Origin of the sequence: Alkalicoccus urumqiensis (assembly GCF_002993335.1) — a bacterium.
GTDB lineage: Bacteria > Bacillota > Bacilli > Bacillales > Salisediminibacteriaceae > Alkalicoccus > Alkalicoccus urumqiensis.
Window position 1 is genome coordinate 70397 of sequence record NZ_PVNS01000013.1, and the last position, 22074, is coordinate 92470.

Annotated in this window: 21 protein-coding genes, 14 tRNA genes and 1 rRNA gene; 6 read left to right on the plus strand and 30 right to left on the minus strand. The window is 49.3% G+C overall.

The window, feature by feature from the left end; translation table 11 throughout:
* Window positions 1–2 precede the first annotated feature (2 nt).
* The 3 genes from C6I21_RS13450 to C6I21_RS13460 all read right to left on the minus strand — a co-directional run bounded on the left by C6I21_RS13450 (window position 3) and on the right by C6I21_RS13460 (window position 3985).
* Complete coding sequence (locus C6I21_RS13450) at window positions 3–1064, minus strand: ABC transporter permease (protein ID WP_105960012.1); 1062 nt, start codon at window positions 1062–1064, stop codon at window positions 3–5.
* Window positions 1061–2590 (minus strand): ABC transporter ATP-binding protein, encoded by a 1530-nt coding sequence (locus C6I21_RS13455; protein ID WP_105960013.1) that lies wholly within the window; start codon window positions 2588–2590, stop codon window positions 1061–1063. Before C6I21_RS13455 ends, C6I21_RS13450 begins: the two co-directional genes overlap by 4 nt.
* 150 nt (window positions 2591–2740) lie before the next feature.
* The gene (locus C6I21_RS13460; protein ID WP_105960014.1) at window positions 2741–3985 is read right to left on the minus strand and encodes a BMP family lipoprotein; all 1245 of its coding nucleotides are present in this window, start codon (window positions 3983–3985) and stop codon (window positions 2741–2743) included.
* Between the two features lie 389 nt (window positions 3986–4374).
* Between C6I21_RS13460 and C6I21_RS13465 the strand changes: the two genes are divergently transcribed.
* On the plus strand, window positions 4375–4782 hold the full coding sequence (locus C6I21_RS13465) for a response regulator transcription factor (protein WP_181186262.1): 408 nt from the start codon (window positions 4375–4377) through the stop codon (window positions 4780–4782).
* 77 nt (window positions 4783–4859) lie between these two features.
* Here C6I21_RS13465 and C6I21_RS13470 read toward each other — a convergent pair whose 3' ends face one another.
* The 4 genes from C6I21_RS13470 to C6I21_RS13485 all read right to left on the minus strand — a co-directional run bounded on the left by C6I21_RS13470 (window position 4860) and on the right by C6I21_RS13485 (window position 9193).
* Window positions 4860–6650: a methyl-accepting chemotaxis protein gene (locus C6I21_RS13470; protein ID WP_181186263.1), complete on the minus strand. Its 1791-nt coding sequence runs from the start codon at window positions 6648–6650 to the stop codon at window positions 4860–4862.
* 98 nt (window positions 6651–6748) lie between these two features.
* Window positions 6749–7825: an ethanolamine utilization protein EutH gene (locus C6I21_RS13475; RefSeq protein ID WP_181186264.1), complete on the minus strand. Its 1077-nt coding sequence runs from the start codon at window positions 7823–7825 to the stop codon at window positions 6749–6751.
* 5 nt (window positions 7826–7830) lie between these two features.
* Window positions 7831–8295, minus strand: a complete 465-nt coding sequence (locus C6I21_RS13480) for a hypothetical protein (RefSeq protein ID WP_105960018.1) — start codon at window positions 8293–8295, stop codon at window positions 7831–7833.
* Between the two features lie 22 nt (window positions 8296–8317).
* Window positions 8318–9193 (minus strand): DUF1028 domain-containing protein, encoded by an 876-nt coding sequence (locus C6I21_RS13485; RefSeq protein ID WP_105960019.1) that lies wholly within the window; start codon window positions 9191–9193, stop codon window positions 8318–8320.
* A 154-nt stretch (window positions 9194–9347) separates the two neighbouring features.
* Here C6I21_RS13485 and C6I21_RS13490 point away from each other — a divergent pair, with 154 nt between their 5' ends.
* The gene (locus tag C6I21_RS13490) at window positions 9348–9995 is read left to right on the plus strand and encodes an SDR family oxidoreductase (RefSeq protein ID WP_105960020.1); all 648 of its coding nucleotides are present in this window, start codon (window positions 9348–9350) and stop codon (window positions 9993–9995) included.
* A 73-nt stretch (window positions 9996–10068) separates the two neighbouring features.
* Complete coding sequence (locus C6I21_RS13495) at window positions 10069–10293, plus strand: hypothetical protein (RefSeq protein ID WP_105960021.1); 225 nt, start codon at window positions 10069–10071, stop codon at window positions 10291–10293.
* Between the two features lie 71 nt (window positions 10294–10364).
* Here the strand turns inward: C6I21_RS13495 and C6I21_RS13500 are convergent, their stop codons facing one another.
* Complete coding sequence (locus C6I21_RS13500) at window positions 10365–11003, minus strand: peptidoglycan recognition protein family protein (RefSeq protein ID WP_181186265.1); 639 nt, start codon at window positions 11001–11003, stop codon at window positions 10365–10367.
* Window positions 11004–11156: 153 nt separating this feature from the next.
* On the opposite strand from C6I21_RS13500, the gene C6I21_RS13505 reads away from it, so the two are divergent.
* Together C6I21_RS13505 and C6I21_RS13510 are read left to right on the plus strand one after the other, a co-directional pair.
* Window positions 11157–11876 (plus strand): GntR family transcriptional regulator, encoded by a 720-nt coding sequence (locus C6I21_RS13505; RefSeq protein WP_105960023.1) that lies wholly within the window; start codon window positions 11157–11159, stop codon window positions 11874–11876.
* A gap of 123 nt (window positions 11877–11999) precedes the next feature.
* On the plus strand, window positions 12000–13505 hold the full coding sequence (locus tag C6I21_RS13510; RefSeq protein ID WP_105960024.1) for a glycine betaine uptake BCCT transporter: 1506 nt from the start codon (window positions 12000–12002) through the stop codon (window positions 13503–13505).
* 62 nt (window positions 13506–13567) lie between these two features.
* Here the strand turns inward: C6I21_RS13510 and lepB are convergent, their stop codons facing one another.
* Window positions 13568–14149 (minus strand): signal peptidase I, encoded by a 582-nt coding sequence (lepB, locus tag C6I21_RS13515; RefSeq protein ID WP_245411646.1) that lies wholly within the window; start codon window positions 14147–14149, stop codon window positions 13568–13570.
* A 184-nt stretch (window positions 14150–14333) separates the two neighbouring features.
* On the opposite strand from lepB, the gene C6I21_RS13520 reads away from it, so the two are divergent.
* A complete protein-coding gene (locus C6I21_RS13520; RefSeq protein WP_105960025.1) occupies window positions 14334–16205 on the plus strand; it encodes a transglycosylase domain-containing protein in 1872 nt (623 codons plus the stop codon).
* Between the two features lies 1 nt (window position 16206).
* On the opposite strand, the gene C6I21_RS13525 is transcribed toward C6I21_RS13520, so the two are convergent.
* From C6I21_RS13525 to C6I21_RS13625, 21 genes are all read right to left on the minus strand, one after another.
* Window positions 16207–16767, minus strand: a complete 561-nt coding sequence (locus C6I21_RS13525; protein WP_105960026.1) for a DUF5366 family protein — start codon at window positions 16765–16767, stop codon at window positions 16207–16209.
* A 128-nt stretch (window positions 16768–16895) separates the two neighbouring features.
* On the minus strand, window positions 16896–17201 hold the full coding sequence (locus tag C6I21_RS13530) for an antibiotic biosynthesis monooxygenase family protein (RefSeq protein WP_105960027.1): 306 nt from the start codon (window positions 17199–17201) through the stop codon (window positions 16896–16898).
* A gap of 292 nt (window positions 17202–17493) precedes the next feature.
* Window positions 17494–17985: a tRNA (uridine(34)/cytosine(34)/5-carboxymethylaminomethyluridine(34)-2'-O)-methyltransferase TrmL gene (gene trmL / locus C6I21_RS13535; RefSeq protein WP_105960028.1), complete on the minus strand. Its 492-nt coding sequence runs from the start codon at window positions 17983–17985 to the stop codon at window positions 17494–17496.
* A gap of 12 nt (window positions 17986–17997) precedes the next feature.
* Entirely contained in the window at window positions 17998–18501 is a 504-nt protein-coding gene (locus C6I21_RS13540) for a hypothetical protein (protein ID WP_105960029.1), read from the minus strand.
* 28 nt (window positions 18502–18529) lie between these two features.
* The gene (locus tag C6I21_RS13545) at window positions 18530–19054 is read right to left on the minus strand and encodes a methylated-DNA--[protein]-cysteine S-methyltransferase (RefSeq protein ID WP_105960030.1); all 525 of its coding nucleotides are present in this window, start codon (window positions 19052–19054) and stop codon (window positions 18530–18532) included.
* A 4-nt stretch (window positions 19055–19058) separates the two neighbouring features.
* Window positions 19059–20192, minus strand: a complete 1134-nt coding sequence (gene queG / locus C6I21_RS13550) for a tRNA epoxyqueuosine(34) reductase QueG (protein WP_425352508.1) — start codon at window positions 20190–20192, stop codon at window positions 19059–19061.
* Window positions 20193–20331: 139 nt separating this feature from the next.
* A tRNA-Leu gene (locus tag C6I21_RS13555) sits at window positions 20332–20416 on the minus strand.
* Window positions 20417–20433: 17 nt separating this feature from the next.
* Window positions 20434–20523: transfer RNA gene (locus tag C6I21_RS13560), tRNA-Leu, on the minus strand.
* A 20-nt stretch (window positions 20524–20543) separates the two neighbouring features.
* Window positions 20544–20617: transfer RNA gene (locus C6I21_RS13565), tRNA-Cys, on the minus strand.
* Window positions 20618–20634: 17 nt separating this feature from the next.
* Window positions 20635–20709, minus strand: a tRNA-Gly gene (locus C6I21_RS13570).
* Window positions 20710–20714: 5 nt separating this feature from the next.
* Window positions 20715–20789: transfer RNA gene (locus C6I21_RS13575), tRNA-Gln, on the minus strand.
* Window positions 20790–20807: 18 nt separating this feature from the next.
* A tRNA-His gene (locus C6I21_RS13580) sits at window positions 20808–20883 on the minus strand.
* Between the two features lie 21 nt (window positions 20884–20904).
* Window positions 20905–20989, minus strand: a tRNA-Tyr gene (locus tag C6I21_RS13585).
* A gap of 220 nt (window positions 20990–21209) precedes the next feature.
* Window positions 21210–21285, minus strand: a tRNA-Thr gene (locus C6I21_RS13590).
* 4 nt (window positions 21286–21289) lie between these two features.
* Window positions 21290–21365 (minus strand) — tRNA-Phe (locus C6I21_RS13595).
* A gap of 11 nt (window positions 21366–21376) precedes the next feature.
* Window positions 21377–21453 (minus strand) — tRNA-Met (locus C6I21_RS13600).
* 12 nt (window positions 21454–21465) lie between these two features.
* Window positions 21466–21541: transfer RNA gene (locus C6I21_RS13605), tRNA-Val, on the minus strand.
* Window positions 21542–21549: 8 nt separating this feature from the next.
* Window positions 21550–21666, minus strand: a 5S ribosomal RNA gene (gene rrf, locus C6I21_RS13610).
* Window positions 21667–21674: 8 nt separating this feature from the next.
* Window positions 21675–21749: transfer RNA gene (locus C6I21_RS13615), tRNA-Glu, on the minus strand.
* A gap of 5 nt (window positions 21750–21754) precedes the next feature.
* Window positions 21755–21846, minus strand: a tRNA-Ser gene (locus tag C6I21_RS13620).
* 5 nt (window positions 21847–21851) lie between these two features.
* Window positions 21852–21926, minus strand: a tRNA-Asn gene (locus C6I21_RS13625).
* Window positions 21927–22074 lie beyond the last annotated feature (148 nt).

Genomic DNA, 22074 nt, shown 5'->3' on the forward strand with positions numbered 1-22074 from the left:
ATTTATTTCTCCCCCTTCCTGCTTGCAATCCGATCGATTGCCCAGCGGATAACATAACCGGAAGCGACGAAGAAAATAATCAGTGCGATCACAATTTCAACCAGCTCCGGCGAAACGCCTGCCGTCGCCTGCATCATGTTGGCGCCCTGCTGCAGACCACCGAACAGGAACGCAGCCAGGAAAATACCAATCGATGTGCTGGCTCCGAGAAGGGCAACGGCGATGCCGTCAAATCCGATGTTGGTAAATGCCGGTAGAATGTTGGCATATCCATATGTGCCCAGGCCTACCATCGCTCCGCCGGCACCGGCAAACGCACCGGAGATAGTCATCGACAGAACGATGTTTCCTTTAACACTCATACCCGCGTACATTGAGGCATTTTTATTATAGCCGACGGAACGAAGCTCAAATCCGCGCTTCATTTTCCAGAGAATAAACCACATCACGACACAGGCGGCAGCTGCAATGAAAAAGCCCCAGTGTAGACGCGAGAAGTTTGTCAGCTCCGAAAGGAATGTGGACTCGAGCGATGCAGATTCATTAACGATGGCAGTCCGCTGGCCGGATTCGAGAAAATACGTCCGGATCAGCGAGTTGGTAACGTGCATCGCAATATAGTTCATCATGATCGTAACGATAACTTCGTGTACCTCAAAGCGGGCTTTTAGGAAGCCCGGTACCGCACCCCATAGAGCTCCGGCAAGGGCGCCTGCTGCAATGGCGAACGGAATATGAATAAGCGTCGGCAGGTCGACAACAATTCCCGCGATAACAGCCGTAAACCATCCGACAATCAGCTGTCCTTCAACACCGATATTTAACAATCCGGCCCGAAAGGCAAATGCTACTGCCAGTCCAGAGAAAATGAGCGGCGTCATCCGCTGCAGCGTTTCCCCGAAATCATAAGGGGTACCGAAAATACCTGAAACGAGTGCTGCATACCCGGTAATAGGGTTGTTTCCGCTCAGCACCATAATAACTGCTCCGGCTAGAAAAGCGAGCAGGATGGAAATGATCGGGATTAACAGCCCCATCCATTTAGTTCTTACTGCATCCATCATGTCGTAGCTTCACCTGCTTCCTTTTGCCCCCCGGCCATAAGCAGGCCGAGCTCCTGTTCATCTGTCTGGTCGGCTTCGACGACTTCGACAATTTTTCCTTCATAGATTACAGCAATTTTATCACTGACGTTCAGAACTTCATCCAGCTCAAGAGATACGAGAAGTACCGCGCGGCCTTTGTCGCGCTCTTCTACAAGCTTGGAATGGATGAACTCAATAGCCCCGACATCGAGTCCGCGTGTCGGCTGTGCTGCAATTAACAAGTCCGGGGAACGGTCTATTTCCCGGGCAATAATTGCTTTCTGCTGGTTTCCGCCGGAAAGTGAACGGGCCGGAGTTTTCTCATGAGGAGTACGGACATCGTATTCCTCGATAAGTTCTTTTGCTTTTTCATACATTTTGTTGTAATTTAAAATACCTTTATTGGAAAAAGGTTTCTGGTAATACGTCTGCAGGAGAATGTTCTCCCCGATCGTAAAGTCCAGTACCAGCCCATGTTTGTGGCGGTCCTGAGGAATATGTCCGACACCCGCTTCCGTCACTTTCCGGGGTTTATACTTGGATGTTTCCGAGCCGGAAATGGAGATTTTCCCCGACTTCACCGGACGGAGCCCGGTCAATGCTTCAATCAGCTCTGTCTGGCCGTTACCGTCCACGCCGGCGAGGCCAACAATCTCTCCGGCCCGGACCTGAAGATTTAAGTGATCAACGATGTCGTATTTGCGGGCATCCTCGACAACGAGATCCTGCACATCCAGGACGACGTCTTTCGGTGATGCAGGTGTTTTCTCTACCGAGAAGTTTACTTCGCGGCCGACCATCATTTCAGCGAGGCTGCTTTCCGTAGCCCCTTCCACATCGACGGTGCCGATGCCCTGTCCGCGGCGTATAACCGTACAGCGGTCGCAGACTTGAAGAATTTCCTTCAATTTATGTGTAATGAGAATGATCGATTTTCCTTCATTGATGAGGTTATGCATAATGTTAATTAATTCTTTAATTTCCTGCGGTGTTAAGGAAGCCGTAGGCTCGTCAAAAATGAGAATTTCCGCTCCGCGGTACAGCGTCTTTAAGATTTCCACGCGCTGCTGCATGCCGACGGAAATATCCTCAATTTTCGCTTTCGGGTCCACCCGGAGCCCGTAGCGGTCGGAGATTTCCTGAACATCCTTCTCTGCTTTTTTTAAATTCACGGCCCCTCTTCTTGTCGGTTCACTGCCGAGAATAATGTTTTCTGTGACGGTAAAATTCTGCACGAGCATAAAATGCTGGTGAACCATGCCGATACCGAGGTCATTCGCTTTGTTCGGGTCATTAATTTCGACTTGTTCGCCGCGGACTTTAATCTCGCCGCGCTCCGGTTGATACAGGCCGAACAAGACGTTCATTAACGTCGACTTCCCAGCACCATTCTCTCCCAGCAGCGCATGAATTTCGCCTTGTTTGACCTGCAGCGTAATGTTGTCGTTCGCAACGATTCCTGGGAATTCTTTGCGTATGTTATTCATTTCAATTACATAATCCACGGTTAACAACTCCTATCAGAATCGTCAAGCTGTCATTCTAATGACCTATCAGAATCATCATTTTTTGTCGAATGAAGCAAAAAAAAGACAGATGGGGATATAAACAAAGGCTAGTCAGGATACTAGCCTTTGTCCCCATGCTTCTATTAATTATTCAGCTGTAGCGTCAAAAGATTCGTACTCTTCGTCTGTCTGCGGCACTTCGATCTCACCGTCGATGATCATCTGCTCATACTCTGCAACAGCGTCGAGTGCTTCCTGGGAAACATTGTCCTGTGTTTCTGCAATGCCTACACCATCGTCTTCAAGAGAGAATACGAGGTTCTCGCCGCCCGGGAAGTTTCCGTTCATCGTTTCTTCAGACACGGTGTAAACAGCCTGGTCTACACGCTTAACCATAGAAGTCAGGATAACGTTTCCGTCACTCCAGTCTCCTTCAGTAAGAGCCTGGTCCTGGTCGACACCGATTGCCCATACTGTTTCGCCGCTTTCGTTACGGTCAATGGCTTCTGTAAAGAGACCGTTTCCTGTTCCGCCCGCAGCATGATAGATAATGTCTGCGCCGTTGGAGTACATCGTATCGGCAATGTTCTGTCCTGTTGCTGCATCGTTAAAGTCCTGTGCATACTGTGTTGCGATTTCGATTTCCGGATCAACAAACTCAACGCCTGCTTTAAATCCGCTTTCGAATTTTTTGATCAGTTCACTTTCCACGCCGCCGATAAAGCCGACTTCGTTTGTTTCTGTGTGCATCGCTGCGATGGCACCAACAAGGAAAGAGCCTTCGTGCTCAGCGAATGTAAGGCTTGCGAGGTTATCGATCGGATTGCCATCATCGTCTGTAACAACTTCATCGACAATAGCAAAACTCTGATCCGGGTTCTGCTGCGCTACTTCGCGGATATCATCCGCCATCAGGAAGCCGATCGCAAATGTAATATCTACACCTTCACGTGCAAGCTGCTGCAGGTTCGGCAGGTAGTCTGCTGCAGAGCCGGACTGAATGTAGTCAACGTCTGCTGCCGGGTAATCTTCACCGAACTGTGTAAGACCTGCCCATGCAGATTCGTTAAAGGAGCGGTCATCAACACCGCCGACGTCAGTAACCATTTTCGAAGAGAAGCCTTCACCATCGCCGGAAGCTTCGCCTCCGCCGTTGTTTCCTTCGTTTCCTGCTTCATTTTCGCCGCCCTCGTTATCTTCGGCCGGCTCTTCTTCGTTGCCACCTGCGTTGTTTTCTGCAGGCTCTTCTTCGTTTCCGGCCGCATTGTTTTCCCCGCCGCCGTTGTTGTTCACTTCTGTTGTGTTGCCTTCATTGTTTCCATCGCCGCAGGCCGCAAGAAGCATACCGGAAGCAAGCACGGATGAAAGCAGTACCATTTTACTCTTTTTCATAACAATAATCCCCCTTGAAAAAATTGATATAATTTAGCTTTTATCTCCACTTATGTAAAGAAGATAAAAACTCTGACACCATTATGCCACATTATCTAAAAAAATATAATCGTAAAAACGCTCCCAAGTGAGAAATATTTCACACGTTTGATGTCTGACCTCTCAAATCGTCAAAGTTTTCACTCTTGTTAACGTTTTCTCGATGTGTTGAATTCAATATACCACTTTCTATCTAATTAATAAATACATTTTGGACAATTTTTCAGATAAAAATGAAATTAATTAAATAATCTGACGGTGCATGCCATTAATTCATTTTTCTAATTATTTGCACATAACTGCCGGTCTTCATGTTACAATACGAAAAAGTCCAAAAAGGATGTGACTGCATGCTTTCTGCTCTGGTATGTGATAATTCTCCACTTCTCAGAAAAGAAATCTCCCTGCTTTTACAGGACAAAGGGTTTACTGAAATTCTGGAAGCGTCCGATGGGCCCGAGGCGCTCCGCGTTTTTAATACGCACCGAGTTGATCTGGTCGTGATGGATATCATCCTTCCGAAACAGGACGGAATCTCTGTCTTAAAAGAAGTAATGGAAATTCAGCGTAATCTTCCCGTTATTATGACGTCCTCCTGTTCCCAGGGGTCCCACCTGAGACGGACACGGTTTCTTGGCGCTGCCGCGTACATTCAAAAACCGATTACCGCCGGAAAAATGACGGAGGCGCTGGATGCAGCAGCGCTGGCACAGCTTGAGCCGGAAGTTCATGCTTCTTCCACAGCCGGTGGTAAATAAGAAAATAAGAAAATACCAGCAGAGGCTGCCCCTTTCCGGGACAGCCTCTCTCATGTTCCACCACAGTATTTATACTCTCAGCTTGTTTTTCTTTCTTCTTCCATTCCCATTTCTTCTTCAGCTTCTTCTGCTTCCCATTCTTCCTGCTCCTCCATTTTTTCCTCCGGCGCTTCATACTGGGCTGTCAGTGCCTCGAGCTCCTCTGTGGTGCGGCGGAGCTCTTCTGTCTGCTGCGCCACCTCAGACACTTGATTCTGCTGCTGCTCCATCGTATAGGCGACTCCGGCAATTTCTTTAGCGGCTTCTGCAGAGGTACCCGCTGCTTTTTCTATCAGCCCGTTCATCTGCCCGGACTGTTCGTTTACTTCATTAACTGAAGTGTCGTTTTCATGCACCATCTGCTGCATTTGTTGTATATTCCGTGAGATTTCTTCAAAGAATGCGCCCATTTCATGAATGTACTGCACACCGGTATTCGTTTCGTCACGCCCGCTCTGCAGCGTCGTCTGAACAAATTCGGTATCAGACTGCATTTTATTTACGATCGATGTAATTTCGGTGACAGCAACGCTGACGCCTTCCGACAGCTTGCGGATTTCTTCCGCCACAACGGAGAATCCCCGGCCGTGCTGACCGGCACGTGCTGCTTCAATGGAAGCATTCAGCGCGAGAAGGTTCGTCTGATCGGCGATTTCTTTAATTGTATTGACGAAGTTTGTAATTTCTTTAGAGCGGTCGCCGAGTGCATGCACACTGTCAGAGGAGTCCGTAACCATTTTCTGGACCCGCTCCATCTGCGAAACCGTATCCTCCATTTTTTTATTGCCATCTCCGGTAATACTGCTGATGGCACCTGCCGACTCAATCAGGGATCCGCTCCGCTCCTTTAACGCTTCCAGTTCTTCTGTGTAAATTTTCATACTGGACGTTACATTTTGAAACGACTCCGACTGATCATCCATTTTATACAGCAGTTTTTCAAGTGCCTCGTATGTATCTTTAGAGCTCGACTGGACACCACTTGCAAAGGATGTGAGAAATTCCGTTTTCTCATGAACATTCATGGATGTTTTCTGAAGGTGGTCCATCGTCTCAGCGAGCCTTGCTTTCAATTCATCCAGAACGTGGGAAACTGAAGCCAGCTCATCCCGGCCCGGATCCTGAATTGCAGGTTCATGCAGCGACCCTTCCATGATCTTGCTGCTGTAAGCTTTAATGCGTGCAAACCGGCGCTTGATACCTCGGTTAATGAGAAGAAGCAGCGCGCTCGAGACAACAAGTGATACGGTAAACAGGACGATGAGCAGGGTGGAACTCTCGGTGAGACTCGTTGAGGTGGACTGCGCGGCTGCTTGACGCTCCGCTGTTACCATGTCCCCAAGCTGCTGCAGGGCATAGACGTTTCGTTCTTTGATCGTCTGGGCACGGTTCACCATCACTTCGATAAATGTCAGGTTGCTCTCATCACCGGCAACATCCTGCAGCTGACCGAAAAAGAGCTCATTCAGCTGGGCATCGTTTTCGATAATCAGACCGACGAGATTCTGCATCTCCTCGGTATCCAGATAAGGTTCTATTTCATTAAACAGGGCCTGGAATTCCTCCCCGTTCGCCTCAAATGCAGTCTGTGTATCTTCGGACGGAAAAAATGCATAGTCCAGAACCAGTGCATACTGTTCTTCAAACAGCTGGGACATCTCGGAAAGCATCATGGAACGATCCCCGCTCCGCTCCATTTCACCGACATCCGAGCGGACATCATTCAATGCAAAGGTGACAAACAGTGCGGAACACAAAAACAAAACGAGCGTAAATAAAAACACTAAACCGTATTTAGACGTTAACGTAAGTCGATGAAGCCATCCCATGTACATCGTCCCCCTGACCCATATATGAAATCGTTCTCATTATATCATCAGGACCAAAGTATGTATATAAATTTTCTGAAAAAAGTAATTAGTCCCAGTTACTGCTGTATTTGTTTACGTTTTACGGCATACACAAGCAGCACTGCCATCACTCCGGCTGAAGCTTTACCGACGAGCATTGCAGTTACCATTCCGGGCTCTACCGCAGCAGTGAAGCCCAGATGCCCTCCGAGAAGGAAGGCTCCGCTTACCGAAAAGGCAATGTTCATGACTTTACTCCGTTCATCCAGAAGATGAAGATTTTTGTACATAGGGATGCTGTGGGCAAGCTGTGTAATAAAAGCTGTCCACGTTTCTGCAGGCAGTGGTGTTTTTTCCAGGAGTCCTGTCGCTTTTGGAATGAGCGTTTCCCGCAGGAAATGAACGAAAGGAAAGGCGCCGGCCAGTGCGAGGACGATGACGCCGATGATTTCCATCGTGTCCGCAAATGGAGTCATGCCGTCTACCAGAACGACACCTCCCACTTCCTGAAGGGCCAGGATTCCGATCAGTATGGAAGAAACTGCCATGACCATTCTTCCTCCCCACAGAAACAACGCAGTAACGATACGCCGGAAGAAAAAAAGTCCCGCAGCGCAGAGAGAAATAAATAAGATGACCGGCAGGAGCTGCTGTATAAGAAACGTTACTTCCATCCCCGCTGTCACCCCAGCAAGAAGAGCCCCCGCCGGAACCGGAATCAGCCCGTACATGATGCCTTCCGCCAACAGTTTATGATCCTGCCGCTGAATCAGCCCGAGCGCTACCGGAACGGTGAACACGAAAACAGGACCAAGCATCGTCGACAGAATAATCCCCGACAGCAGTCCAGCGTCGGGGTTGTCTGCGAGCGCCGTGCTCAGCGGGTACCCGCCCATATCGACAGCGAGAATCATGCCCGGAAACATTCCTGGGTCGACGCCGGCCAAAGAAAAAACCGGCACCAGAACCGGCCGGAGAAAGTCTGCAAGAACAGGAGCAATGGAGATCATCCCGACCATGACAAAAGCGAGCGGCCCCATCGCCTGAAACGCTTCATCCAGAGAACGGCCATACCCAAAGCGGTTCCCGAACGTTTTGTCCAGCACTGCAGCTGCCAGAAAGAAAAGCAGTGTCCATATTACGATCGAATTCACGAGCATCAGCCCTCCCCCCTCTCCTTTGTTTCTTGAGCGGCGCCCTGCTGTCCGTTAGAAGTTTCCACTTCCGCTGTAAGGAGGTTCCGCTGACCGTCTGAAATGAACGTCGACTCCACAATGACTGCCTCTCCTGATGGAACCGGTATCCGGTATACCACCCAGTTTTCTCTGGAAAAAACGTAGGTACGGGCACTCCCTCCCTGGGTCACCACGCTTTCTGAGCCGTCCCGGTGAACAATCGTCCCTCTGATAAGCGGACCGTCTGTCATAATCTGAACGGTTTCTTCCTGTCCGGTATAACGCAGCTGCACGCGGAGTTCCTCCTGTTCTGCCTGCACCCGCATCTGAAATTCTCCTGATTCGGTCATTGTCTGCGCACCGTCCGCCACCTCATCAGAAGGACTTCCGGAAAAAAAGAAGGAGGAAAGAAGAAAAAGACTTACGAGAACAGCTGCACCTTTTTTCATCCTCATCCCTCTTTTCTTTCATTTACCCCTGAATTGTGGACCGCATATATCTTAATACCGCAGGGTCGATCCGGTAATCCTCCTGCCAGCGTTCTTCGAAATTCTCTCTCATAACATACTGTTTCAGCGCCTGATATACCGTCTCTCTGCCTGCATCCACCTCGCCGAGCAGTCCATCTTTCTGAAGCAGATCCGCTGTTTCTGTCAGCACTTCCCCCTCCAGCGCAAGAAGATCCTGTTCCCGGGGAGGTGTGAAATAGAGCTGGTGCAGCTCAAACAGTCTCGACAGCTCATCAATCGGCTCCGAATGATCATCGACACGCAGGTCATACTTCCGATCGTTATACCCACCGTAGCCTCCTTCGTTCTGAACGACAAACAGTGCCGCAGACTGTTTTCCCCGTGAATCGCCGCCTGCCTCCTGTGCCGCATGAAGTGCAGCGAGAAGGCGTTCAGCAAGAGATCCCGTACCTTCTTCAAACGTTGTCACCAGTGCATCCACCGTTTCCCGGCTTACGAGAATGTTTCCTTGGGCTGTGCAGTACCGTCCTTTACGGTGTCCTGCCCAGTCATAGCATTCCGATCCTGTATAAGCTGCCGTATTTCCCTTGTTGTCCATGATGGCAAACTGGCGGAGCTCCCGGTCGGGGTCATTCTGAATCAGTTCATCGATGATCGTTTCCAGCGGTTTTCCTTCCTTTAACATACGAAGTCCTTCCGGTCCAAAACCAGTATGGGCAAAGGACTGCGTCGCCACCGCTCCAGTACCGGCCTCCGCCCAGGGAACGACAGCTCCGACTCCCAGGAATTTAGACTGCACGGCAATGCCGGTCTCTTTCGTTTCAGGGTCGTAACCTATGATGGAAAACGTCGCTACTTTCGGCATCTTTTTCTTCATCGTCTCAACCTTCCCGTTTTCTCCTGATGGAGAATGTAATGATCTTTTCTCTATCATAATCTTCCATTCCTGAGGGCGTCAACGAAAGCAGGTGTGTTTTAAATTGTGCACTCCTGGGAATAAGTCGGTGAATCCTAAAGGAGGAAGATAGATTATGAACGTTCTAGTTATTGGTGCCAACGGACAGATTGGCTCACACACAGTACGCATGCTCGGACTCAGCACAGAACATACAGGCACAGCAATGATACGAAAAGAAGAACAGCGAAGCCGGATGCAGGAACTCGGCGCAGACGAGATCGTAATCGGGGATCTGGAAAAAGACTTCTCTCATGCATTTGAACATGCGGATGCGGTCATTTTTACAGCAGGATCCGGTGGACATACCGGTCCGGAACAGACAGAGGTTATCGACCGCAAGGGAGCTCAGAAAGCTGTAGAGGAGGCGGAAAAAGCAGGCGTGTCCCGCTTCATTATGATCAGTACTATTATGGCGGATCAACCCGAAGAAGCGCCGGAATCCATTCAGCATTATTTAAAAGCCAAAGGAGCAGCGGATGAAACGCTCCAGTCCTCCGGTATGAAGTGGACTGTCATCCGGCCCGGGCCGCTGTCCAATGACGATGCCCGCGGAACCGTTACGCTGAAAAAACAGCTGGGAACGTTTGATGGGTCGATCCCGCGTGAAGACGTTGCTGCACTTGCAGTAAATGCGCTCGTCCTGGAAGAGACATTTAATCAGACATTTGAAGTTCTCTCCGGAGACACGCCGCTTGGAGAAGCACTGAAATCCATCACCTGATCCGGATTCCCTTGCGTTTCCCTACCGATCTTTTTATAATGAAGGTACGTAGCATGCGGGGAGTTGAATTCGAATGAATGCCATAAAACAAAACGCCTTACCGCTTATCCTGCTCGCTGTATCTGTGGCTGTCGGTATTTTCACTGGAATGAACGAAGCCTGGTTTGATGCCCGTAATTTTACAGCCGGTTACATGGCAGGTTCTCTCTGCTCTGCCGTCGTGCTGTTTGCTGTTTACAATTCGATTCTTTTTATAAAAGAACGTAAAGGCGGCAGCAGGCCATCCACAGAAGCATAAAGCAGATAAATTTCCGCCCGTAAAAAAGCTCTGCAGCCATCCCGGCTGCAGAGCTTTTTCGATCATTCGGTTTAAGACCATAGTGCTGCGAGCGTTCTCGGACCGCAGAGACCGTCCACCTGAAGGCCTGTCGTCCGCTGAAACTGTTTTACCGCCCGTTCTGTTTCTTTTCCAAACACGCCGTCTGCACCAAATACGGAGAGCGCAGTTCCTGATTGAATCAGCGATCTCTGAAGCAATGTTACTTCCTCACCTCTGTCTCCATTTCGCAGCATAAGCTTAAATGACGGAGTAAATCCCGGACAGCCTGTCCGCTGACCCGGCCATTCTCTGTGTCCGCGTACGTTATTTTCTGGAATATGATATCTCATGCACAGCACACGGCACAGATTCTTCCATGCAGCGTGCTGCTCGCTCGTGAAAGCAGCATTTCCGTCCAGGCAGATGCCGATATTTCCCCGGTTCGCCCCTCCTGTATGAAACGTTATGGTAGACACATCCCAGCACTGCTGTATCGTTCCATCCGGCGTAATAACAAAATGATAGCCGATGCCCGGCCACCCTTTCCCTACGTGATAACGGGCGTAGGCCCTGGCATTCCCTGAATTCACTGCGCTGTGGTGAATCGTAATTCTGTTTGGCTTCCCTCCTTTTTTGTACGTTTTCTCGGCGTGGCGTGCCAGTGATGCGGAAATATTAACTATTCTCATTATCATCCCTCCTGTTGTTTACGTACAAAGAGAAACAGGAAATGGGTTAGATTTTTCTTGAATTGGAATATTTTTTATTAAGTGCTGGTTTTTTGTAAGCGCCTTTTGTACAATACGAAGAGATAAACAGTTCGTTGAAAGGAGGCGGCCTCTTTGGCTACCCCGCTTTACCGTCAGATTGCGGCGGAAATGAAAGAAGAGATTTCCCGCGGCACGTGGAAGCAGGATGAAGCAGTGCCGACAGAAGCAGCACTTGCTTCACACTATGATGTCAGCCGGGTCACTGTCCGAAAAGCGCTGAAAACACTTGTTCAGGAGCAGCTGTTATACAAAATTCAGGGAAGCGGTACCTATGTGAAAGCAAACCGGGTGGAACATGATATTGTTTCTCTTCAGGGTTTCACGGAAGAAATGCAGGCACTGAACGTCCCATTTTCCAACCAGATCCTTTCTTTTGAAAAGATCATTCCTGAAACAACTGTGCAGCACATTTTAAATTTAAGCCCCGATGAGAAAGTTTTTTTCGTCAAGAGGCTGCGGATTATGAAAGGAAAGCCTCTCGTTGTTGAACATACGTACCTTCCTTCATCCTTATTTCCAGACATCGACCGGAAGGTTATGTCCGGATCCAAATATGACTACATCGAAAAAGAACTCGGCTTTACGATAAAAAAGAGCGAACAGGAAATCGTGCCACTTCTGCCCGCATCCGATATTCAGCACCTGCTTGAAATCGGCCCCGGCTCCCCTGTCCTTCACTTAAAGTTGTTTTCCATGCTGCAGGATGATACTGTTTTTGAATACACAGAGCTGTTTTTTACCGGCGAAGCGTATAAATTTACGATCACCGCATCGAGAAAACACCGGGGATAACTTGCAATCCTGGTTCCATCTATAGTATAGTATGTAGCTGGCAGTTTTTCTGGAACTGCCTTGTTTTCATTTAAAGGAATAGGGTATAAGTAGGTAGATTGAAGGAAAGGAGATGTTGTAAAGGTGAAGAAATTAACGGTCGTATTCTGGGCTGCACTTTTTATATTATTATTCTTCGTCGTTTACGGCGTCATAGCCCCGGATAATTTTCAGGCAACAACAGCAGCCGTACGGGACTTTATTTCCAGCACATTCGGCTGGTATTACCTTCTTGCAGTAACCGGCTTTGTGATTTTCTGCGGTTACATTGTGGTAAGTCCTTACGGAAGAATTAAACTTGGTAAACCGGATGACACACCAGACTACAGTTATCTTACCTGGTTCGCGATGCTTTTCAGCGCCGGCATGGGTATCGGTCTCGTATTTTGGGGGGCGGCAGAGCCTGTAGCCCACTACATGACAGACCCGCCGATGGCTGAAACCGGTTCGGATGATGCCGTCATGGAAGCAATGCGTTTCTCATTCTTCCACTGGGGCATTCATGCCTGGGCCATTTATGCTGTCGTCGCGATGGCACTTGCCTATTTCAAATTTAGAAAAGACGCACCCGGTCTCATCAGCGGAACGCTGGGTCCTGTCCTCGGTTCGTATTCCAAGGGGCGCAGCGGAAATGTCATCGATATTCTTGCTGTTACCGCAACGGTTGTCGGTGTTGCTGGTACGCTCGGTTTTGGTGCCGTCCAGATCAATGGCGGAGTCGGATTTCTATTCGGTGTACCGATTGGGTTTCCTTCCCAGTTCGTCATTATCCTGATTGTTACCGTTCTGTTTATGATCTCTGCGTATACAGGTCTGAACCGCGGAATTAAAATTCTGTCCAACGTCAATCTGGTTCTTGCCGTTACGCTCTTTGGATTTCTCTTTATTTTCGGCCCGACACTGTTCAACCTGAACCTATTTACAAATACAATCGGTACTTACATCCAGCAGCTCCCGAGCATGTCGTTCCGCATTGCGCCTTTTGAAGAGGATGAGCGTGCGTGGATCGATGGCTGGACCATCTTCTACTGGGCCTGGTGGATTTCCTGGTCACCATTTGTCGGCTCGTTTATCGCACGGGTTTCCAAAGGACGCACACTGCGTGAATTTGTACTCGGTGTACTTCTCGTACCGGCCATTGTCGGCTTCCTCTGGTTCGCGATCTTTGGCGGCTCGGCGATTTTCCTTGAGCAGCAGGGCACTGCAGCAATTTCCGAACTGGCAACAGAAGAAGCGTTGTTCGGCGTGCTGGACAACTTCCCGCTCGGAACGGTTATGTCCCTGATCGCAATTACGCTGATTGGTACGTTCTTTATTACTTCAGCCGATTCCGGCACATTTATTCTCGGTATGCAGACGACCAACGGTTCTCTGACACCGCCGAAATCCGTAAAGCTTGTATGGGGTCTGATGCTTTCCATCACAGCCTCGATCCTGCTGTTTACAGGAGGTCTGCAGGGTCTGGAAAACGCCATGATTATCGCCGCGCTTCCATTCTCGGTCATTATGATTTTAATGGCTTATTCTCTCCTCAAATCACTGCGGATTGAACGGATCGCGCTCGAAAAAGAAGCACAGAAGAAAAAATAAAAAGTCTCATCAAAACAACCGCCCTCTGGAATCCAGAGGGCGGTTGTTTGCTGTCGGTACGGTTATTTAAAAAAGCGGATGTTCTGCGGCGGCCAGAATGTCATATTGGCTCTGCCGACAATCTCTTCCATGGGGACAAAACCGATCTGCCGGCTGTCGATGCTGTTTTTCCGGTTGTCACCAAGCACGAAGACGTGATCTTCCGGTACCGTATGCTCATTTGTAAGGTTTTCCAGCGTGAAATCATCTGTAAAGACTTCAGTGGAAGCGCCGCCCCGTGTTTCTTCCAAAAAATCCTCTTCCACCGGAGCACCATTTACATAAAGCGTATCATCTTCGTAATACAGCTCGTCTCCCGGGAGGCCGATAATGCGTTTAATATAATCAGAGTCTTCATCTGCATGAAATATAATTAAATCAAACCGATCCGGCTCCATTAATTCGTAGCCTATTTTATCGACAATAATCCGCTCTCCGTCATGGATGGTGGGCATCATCGACTGCCCGTAAACAATGTAATTTGTAAACAAAAACTCCCTTACAACAATGGATAATATTGTGACGACAGCGATGGTTTTGGCTGTCTGCCAAAGCACACGCATCCAGAATGGACGGTTTCCAGTGGAGGCCCGCGTTTCACTCATAAGCTGTTTCCTCCTTCAGCTGACTCCCTGACTGCTGTTATTCATTTACCTTTAGCCCCTTTTTTTGAACTTGAAACTGGTATTATCTTCATTTTTGCGCAGATAAACCGATATAATAGAGAAAGCATCGTTCTGTACGCGCTAAAAATATACTTAATATATCGAAATATGAAGGAGAATCATTATGAAAACCGCAGCCGGCTGGAGCGGCGTATTTCTCTGCTTCCTCGCTTTTCTGTTATTCGCCGACCGCACCGGTTCGGAACTTGGAAAAGCAGAGTCTCTCCCGCAGATACTTGACGAACGAATTGAATTTGAGGAAGAAACACTTGCCGTAAACAGTGAAATAAGAGATCGGAACGGCGCGGTGATATCAGATGTCTATTCCGGTGAAAACCGTGTATATAAGCCTTATCACCAGATCCGCGAAGATATTATCCAGATGTTTAAAGCCGTGGAGGACCGGCACTTTGACACACATGCCGGCTTTGATGCAGCAGGCATTGCCCGTGCGCTCCTCGTCAATCTTCAATCCGGGGCGATTGACGAAGGAGGCAGCACCATCACCCAGCAGACCGTTAGAAACCTATACTTAACGCATGAGCAGACTTACGAGCGAAAGCTCTCTGAACTGCTTTATGCGTACCAGATGGAACAGGAATATTCAAAAGAAGAAATCATGGAGCTCTACATCAACTCCATTTATTTTGCCAATGGTATTTATGGGTTTGAGTCTGCAAGTGAATATTATTTCAGCCGGCCTTCCGACGAACTGTCCCTCGGTGAAATAACATTTCTTGGATCGATCCCGAACAATCCGACAATATATAATCCGCTGGAGTACCCGGAAAACGTCCGGGAGCGTCAGAAAGTGATGCTCCGGCGTATGAAAGAGCAGGGCTACCTTTCCGAAGAGCGGTATACAGCCGCCCTGAATCAGTCCATTGAATTAAATGTGAGGGAACGGATTGATCTGTATCCGGACTATGTGACGTATGTATATGAAGAGTTAAAACAGCTGATCGGTCAACAGGAAGGGTATACGGACCGTCTACAGGCAGCCGGGGACAACCGCGCAGCGGTCGAAGAAGAATGGCAGTCCCGCGTCACAGAAGTCATGAAAGAAGGCATTGTGATTGATACAGCTTTAAAACCATCGGCACAGTCTCATGCTGTCACCGTTATGAATCAGCAGCTGCAGCAGACAAGTGCGCAGGGAGCTGCGGCCATAGTGGACCATCAGCGGCAGGAACTGATTGCCCTCACGGGGGGCAGAAATTATCAAAAATTTGATTTTCACCGCGGCTATCAGGCGTATCGCCAGCCGGGATCCGTCATTAAACCGCTCTTATCGTATGCTCCGTACCTGGAAGAAAATCCAGGCACCGATCCTTCAACACTTGTAGACGCAGGGCCTTTCGCTCATGAGGGATATGCGCCTAGAAATGCCGGCGGAGGCGTCTACGGACTTGTAACAATGGAGGAAGCACTCCGGCAGTCGTACAATACTGCTGCCGTCCGGCTGCTTCATCAGCTCACTCCGGAAACAGCGTTCCGCTACCTGGACGCCTTCCCCTTTGCCAGAATCACCTCTGAGGATGAAGCACTTCCGGCAGCACTCGGTGGATTTCAGTATGGTATGAATCTGGTTGAAATGACCTCCGCCTACACAGTGTTTTCGCAGGATGGCACGTTTAAAACACCCCGGGCGATCCGCGGGGTGTATAGTAAATCAAACGGAGACCTGCTCTTCTCCTGGAACAGCGGCACCCGTACCGTATTCTCACCGGAAACAACGAGCAGAATCAGAGGAATGCTGTCGCAGGTGATCGAGCGGGGCACCGGAACGGGCGCTTCCTATGCAGCGGAGGGATACCTTGGCGGGAAAACAGGCACCACCGATAACTACGCAGACCTGTGGTTTGTCGGGTTGTCAAACCGCTATACAGCGGGAGTCTGGTTCGGGCACGATCAGCCTGGAGCGCTGCGTGAGGAGAGTACAGAGAACCTGCACACAAAAACGTGGCGCCGGCTGATGCAGGAAATGCCGGACTAATCTAAATCGGGAGGCTCGCCGTCAGCGCCGCATACAGTCTGAGGAGAACGTATGAAGTGCCCGTTAAAAATGCGGCCCAGAAAAATAGATGAAAAAGCACCATGCCGATAAGCGAGAAGGCACCCATACTGTCGCTGACCTTATAGAGGAAATAAATAAAATAAATGGCACAGGCGGAGAGAAAAGCACCGATAGAAACCCAGGGATCATAAATCCAGCCGATCACAGCGATGATGGAGGCAGTGAGAAAAATCCAGGTTCCAGCCCTCACCTGTTGAATCTCCGTTCCCTGCCCTTCTCTTGAAAAGAAAAGCAGTGACACTTCATTGACTGTGTCCGCGATTAATTTAAGCGCTGCGAACAGCATAAAACAGAAAAGCCACAGTACAATCATCAGTGTTAATGTTATTTCCTGGGCAGAAAAAAATTCAACCATGCCGGCGTAAAGGCCCAGCTCCTGAAGATAGCTGCTCACAACCTGTTCGGCATACATGGAAAACCCCAGACTGAAAAGACAGATGGAGATGAGAGGAAAGTGGCTCGTAACATACGCATTTTTCATTAGCGGAAGGCCTCCGGTTTCTGGACGAAATTAGACACTCTGTAGTATAGCATAAATGGGAATTCTGTAGATCACCTCCCCCGAAAAGAAAAGAAGAGGCACCGGTTTAAAGGTACCTCTTCTTTCTCCTATAAGTGATGTGGAACGGTGTATTCAAAGATTTTGTTGCTCTGGGTCGGGCTTTGATCCAGATTCTCTTTGCGCGGTTTATGCGCTGCCTTAAAGGCATCACTGTGAATCCAGTTTTCGTAATGTTCCCTGCTTTCCCACTTCGTTAAAACAACGGGATAATTTTCGTCTTCGGAAGGCTGCAGAAACATAAAATCCAGACAGCCATCCACTTCTTTCATTTTTTCCGAACTGCTGGCAAAACGACCTGCCACGTTTTCTCTTCCTTCCGGCGGTACATGCAGCTGATTCATCACAACGTACATTGCTGATCCCTCCTGTCCACAGATTAACAATCACCTTTTCAGTATAAATTGTTCCGGCTTTGGTGGAAAGGAAAACGTATCCACCTTTCCTTCACGGGGAAAACATGATATATTAGATTCAGCTACTTGTGAAGGGGGACGCATCCTATGGATTTATTATTAATTCTCGGTATCTGCGTCGTGTTCCTCGTGTCCATCTGGACTGGCGGATACGATGCAAAATCAACGAAAAACTAACCCGCATGTTTACATACAAAAAGACTGTCCTTTCTCAGGGACAGTCTTTTTGTATCTACTGTTTCACCGGCGGCTGCAGAATAGAGGCAAACTGCTGCTGTCTCGCAGCTTCATACACGAGAATAGCGGCTGTATTCGATAAATTAAGCGAACGGACGTTGGACGTCTGCGGGATCAGCAGGCACTGTTCTTTGTATTTTTCACCGATTTCCTCCGGAAGGCCGGTCGTTTCTTTACCGAACACAAAAAAGTAATCCTTTTCTGTACAACTGTAGTCCACATCCGAAAACCAGCGGGTCCCTGTCGTTTCGACAAAATAAAATTCACCCTCCCGCCATGTCTCGAGTACTTCTTCCAGACTGTCGTAATGATGGACATCCACATGCGGCCAGTAATCGCATCCCGCACGCTTCAACATCCGGTCGTCTGTGGAAAATCCCAGCGGATGGATAAGGTGCAGAGACGCATTGGTACCTGCACACGTTCTTGCAATATTCCCCGTATTAGCCGGTATTTCCGGTTCAAATAATACAACATGTATACCCACGTCATTCTCTCCTTACACCGTATCCAGTGAATCGATAAACTGAATCATTTTTTCTTTTGGTACATCTTCTGCAATAATCTGATAGTACACTTCTGCATGATCTTCAAACACCTGCGAGCGTTCCAGAAAGGTGAAGTGTGTTTTTTGAAGTGCCTCAGACTCCTGCCACTCCCCGACAAAGTGATTGACACTCATGTAGGAATGGTGAAGTACACCAGCGGCTGTCAGCGTATGCTCAGGAGAAAGTACATATTCTCTCAAAGCGCGGTGATCCATCCCTTGTATCGCCGGATCATGGACCAGCTCAATCCGGCTGCCATCCACGTGCTCATAAGTAAAAACGAGCAGTGTCTCATCTTCCATGACAGAAGACAAGGTCCATTCCTCCTCCAGCTCTGTTGATAAAACTGGATATGCAGTGGACTGCTGCACATCCTCCTCAGAGCTTGTATGTTCCAGACTGCATCCTGCCATCAAAAGCAGGAGCAGGATCAGCCAGGCTCGTTTTGCTGTCATTAGTTCTCTCCTCGATAACTGGTTTGGTTTAGTAAACTAGAGTTTCCGGCTGTTTTTCCAGCTGCAGCAGTTCTTCTTTTAAAGGCAGTCCGCCGGCATACCCCACCATTGATCCGTTGCTGCCAATGACGCGGTGACAGGGAACGAATATCGGAAGTGGGTTTTTATTGTTGGCGCCGCCGACAGCCCGAACTGATTTCGGCAGACCGATGGCTGCAGCAATATCTTTATAAGAACGGGTTTCGCCATAAGGAATGACTTCCAGCTGGCGCCAGACCAGCTTTTGAAACGTCGTACCCTGCATATCCAGTGGAACCGTAAACTCTTTCAGTTCGCCCCGGAAATACGCGCGGAGCTGCTCCTCTGCCTGATTCAACAGCGGCGTGTTTTCCTTAATAATGTGCACCTGATTTTTCTTTGCCGCTTCCCTGCAGAGACACTGATTCTCCTTCGCCCAGCCACCGAAGGCCAGGTGTCGGATTCCTCGTTCAGATGCAGACAGCAAAAAAGAATGAGAGCCGATTTCTGCCACTTTCATCGCCAATGAGATCATACTGCTACTCCTCCCCAATCATTCGTGCTTCCAGAATTTCTTTTTCCACCATTGGATCCGTTTCTTTTTCAGATGCCGTATGCAGCGCGTGCTGCGCATCAGCAGTTTGGATCTGTCCCAGCGACCAGGCTGCCGCAGCCCGAAGAACCGGCCGGACGTCTTCAAGTAGAACTTTCTGTAGATCCGGTACGGCCGCTTCTTCTTTCAAGGTGCCAAGCGCCAGTACAGCATTCCGCTGAATCGGCTTTTTGCCTCTCCAGGATCCTGCCATTTTCCCGTACGTCTGTTTGAATTCTTTATTTGATAAAAACAGCATGGACTGAAGAAGCGGCTTTACTTTCTCCGGCTCGGGCTCCAGCTCTTCGTGGTGGTGATGATCCATCCCTTTATTTTCCGGACAGACTGTCTGGCACGTATCACATCCATAAAGCCGATTACCTAGTTTTTTGCGGTACTGTTCCGGAAGCATGTCCTTTGTCTGAGTCAAAAAAGCGATACACTTGGATGAATCCAGCTGTCCACCCTGGATGAGCGCGCCGGTAGGACAGGCATCCACACACTTGTTGCAGGTACCGCACTGACTTTCCAACGGTTGATCCGGCTCGATCGCGTAATCAAGTATCATTTCTCCTAAATACACATAGGATCCGAATTCAGGCGTAATTACCGCACAGTTTTTTCCGGACCAGCCGATCCCACTCCGTATTGCTGCCGCACGGTCGGATAATTCTCCAGTATCGACCATCGAACGTACACGCACGCCGGGGATTTCTGCTTCAATAAATGCCTGCAGCTTTTCCAGTTTCCGGCGGAGCACGTGATGGTAGTCCTCTCCCCAGGAAGCTCTGCAGAAAACACCCCGCCTGCTGCCTTTTCGGGAGGGAGGTGCATCTTTCAACTTCGAAGGATAGGCGACCGCAATAGAAAGAATCGTTTTTGCCTCCGGCAGTAAAAGGTCCGGCTCGGTGCGTTCCGCGATCGAACCTTTCTCAAAACCCGAGGCATAGCCTTTCTGCTGCTGAACGGTCAAGCGTTCTTTCATCGTAACAAATGGATCTGCGGAAGCAAAACCAATCTTATCAATGCCAATAGCGGCTGCCTCTTCTTTTAGTCGTTGTTTTAATGCTTTTTGTTTCACGTCGGTTGGTGTCATAACGACCACAGCGCCTTTCTCCATCTTCTTCATGCAGTCTACTACCTGTTTCTACGAAAGTCAATTCAGTCACGAAAAAGCGCCTCCCCCATGCGGGAAAGACGCAGGATATTCCTATAAGAAGTGGTAGCGAAGGTGGGATTCGAACCCACAAGCCCGAAGGCACAGCATTTTGAGTGCTGCGTGTATGCCAGTTCCACCACTTCGCCATACACAATAGCTGAATTGGTGCCGAGGGCCGGACTCGAACCGGCACGGTAGTACACCTACCGCAGGATTTTAAGTCCTGTGTGTCTGCCAATTCCACCACCCCGGCATGCAGACGTATGTAAATAATGGAGGCGACAACCGGATTCGAACCGGTGATGGAGGTTTTGCAGACCTCTGCCTTACCACTTGGCTATGCCGCCTTAACAAAACGGGATAATGGAGCGGGAAACGGGATTCGAACCCGCGACCCCCACCTTGGCAAGGTGGTGCTCTACCACTGAGCTATTCCCGCATAATTGGCAGGGCTAGCAGGATTCGAACCTGCGAGTCACGGAATCAAAATCCGATGCCTTACCGCTTGGCTATAGCCCTACATTGTAAAATAAATCATGGGGCGGCTGATGGGAATCGAACCCACGAATGCCGGAATCACAATCCGGTGCGTTAACCACTTCGCCACAACCGCCATATAAATGAGAAATGGAAATGGTGGAGGGGGAGAGATTCGAACTCCCGAACCCGAAGGAGCGGATTTACAGTCCGCCGCGTTTGGCCAACTTCGCTACCCCTCCATGTTTTCTTGACAATAAGCTGCGAATCTCTTCGGCAGCTTCTTTCGAACGTTTCCTCACGCACCTGAGTGCGCTCCGGTCCGTTCTCTTTCGCTTTCTCGACCTTCTTGCTTCTTGTCAAGAAAACGATCGGAACCATGCTGCGAATCTCTTTCTGCTCTGCACTTAACAGTGCTTTATAGAAGAATAGCAGTTCCATTTAAAGGTTTCAAGAAAAAAATGGTGCTGGCCAGAGGACTTGAACCCCCAACCTACTGATTACAAGTCAGTTGCTCTACCAATTGAGCTAGGCCAGCACGGTGGTGGCTCGGGACGGAATCGAACCGCCGACACACGGATTTTCAGTCCGTTGCTCTACCGACTGAGCTACCGAGCCACTATGTAATTTGGTTGCGGGGGATGGATTTGAACCATCGACCTTTGGGTTATGAGCCCAACGAGCTACCAGACTGCTCCACCCCGCGGCGGTAAAATAATGGTGGAGGATGACGGGCTCGAACCGCCGACCCCCTGCTTGTAAGGCAGATGCTCTCCCAACTGAGCTAATCCTCCATATAATGACCCAGCCACGTCCTACTTTTGCAGGGGGAGAGCCCCCAACTATCATCGGCGCTGGAGAGCTTAACTTCCGTGTTCGGCATGGGAACGGGTGTGACCTCTCCGCTTTTGTGACTGGATATGTAATTGGTGACCCGTACGGGATTCGAACCCGTGTTACCGCCGTGAAAGGGCGGTGTCTTAACCACTTGACCAACGGGCCATATCTGGCGGAGAGCGAGGGATTCGAACCCTCGGTACGGCGTTGACCGCACACACGATTTCCAATCGTGCTCCTTCGACCACTCGGACAGCTCTCCAGAAATGGCTCCACAGGTAGGATTCGAACCTACGACCCATCGGTTAACAGCCGATTGCTCTACCACTGAGCTACTGTGGAATAATATAAAGAGGGCGTCCTCTCAAAACTGGATAACGCGTCGATCCACGAAGATCAGTGTCCTGGTGTTGCCGTTGTTCTTGGTTAAGTCCTCGATCGATTAGTATCCCTCAGCTTCACGTGTCGCCACGCGTCCACCCGGGACCTA

Coding starts and splice junctions, on each gene's coding strand:
- C6I21_RS13450 (WP_105960012.1), bottom strand. CDS start 1,064: ATGATGGATGCAGTAAGAACTAAATGGATGGGGCTGTTAATCCCGATC.
- C6I21_RS13460 (WP_105960014.1), bottom strand. CDS start 3,985: ATGAAAAAGAGTAAAATGGTACTGCTTTCATCCGTGCTTGCTTCCGGT.
- C6I21_RS13465 (WP_181186262.1), top strand. CDS start 4,375: ATGCTTTCTGCTCTGGTATGTGATAATTCTCCACTTCTCAGAAAAGAA.
- C6I21_RS13470 (WP_181186263.1), bottom strand. CDS start 6,650: ATGGGATGGCTTCATCGACTTACGTTAACGTCTAAATACGGTTTAGTG.
- C6I21_RS13480 (WP_105960018.1), bottom strand. CDS start 8,295: ATGAAAAAAGGTGCAGCTGTTCTCGTAAGTCTTTTTCTTCTTTCCTCC.
- C6I21_RS13485 (WP_105960019.1), bottom strand. CDS start 9,193: ATGAAGAAAAAGATGCCGAAAGTAGCGACGTTTTCCATCATAGGTTAC.
- C6I21_RS13490 (WP_105960020.1), top strand. CDS start 9,348: ATGAACGTTCTAGTTATTGGTGCCAACGGACAGATTGGCTCACACACA.
- C6I21_RS13495 (WP_105960021.1), top strand. CDS start 10,069: ATGAATGCCATAAAACAAAACGCCTTACCGCTTATCCTGCTCGCTGTA.
- C6I21_RS13500 (WP_181186265.1), bottom strand. CDS start 11,003: ATGAGAATAGTTAATATTTCCGCATCACTGGCACGCCACGCCGAGAAA.
- lepB (WP_245411646.1), bottom strand. CDS start 14,149: ATGAGTGAAACGCGGGCCTCCACTGGAAACCGTCCATTCTGGATGCGT.
- C6I21_RS13520 (WP_105960025.1), top strand. CDS start 14,334: ATGAAAACCGCAGCCGGCTGGAGCGGCGTATTTCTCTGCTTCCTCGCT.
- C6I21_RS13525 (WP_105960026.1), bottom strand. CDS start 16,767: ATGAAAAATGCGTATGTTACGAGCCACTTTCCTCTCATCTCCATCTGT.
- C6I21_RS13530 (WP_105960027.1), bottom strand. CDS start 17,201: ATGTACGTTGTGATGAATCAGCTGCATGTACCGCCGGAAGGAAGAGAA.
- C6I21_RS13540 (WP_105960029.1), bottom strand. CDS start 18,501: ATGACAGCAAAACGAGCCTGGCTGATCCTGCTCCTGCTTTTGATGGCA.
- C6I21_RS13545 (WP_105960030.1), bottom strand. CDS start 19,054: ATGATCTCATTGGCGATGAAAGTGGCAGAAATCGGCTCTCATTCTTTT.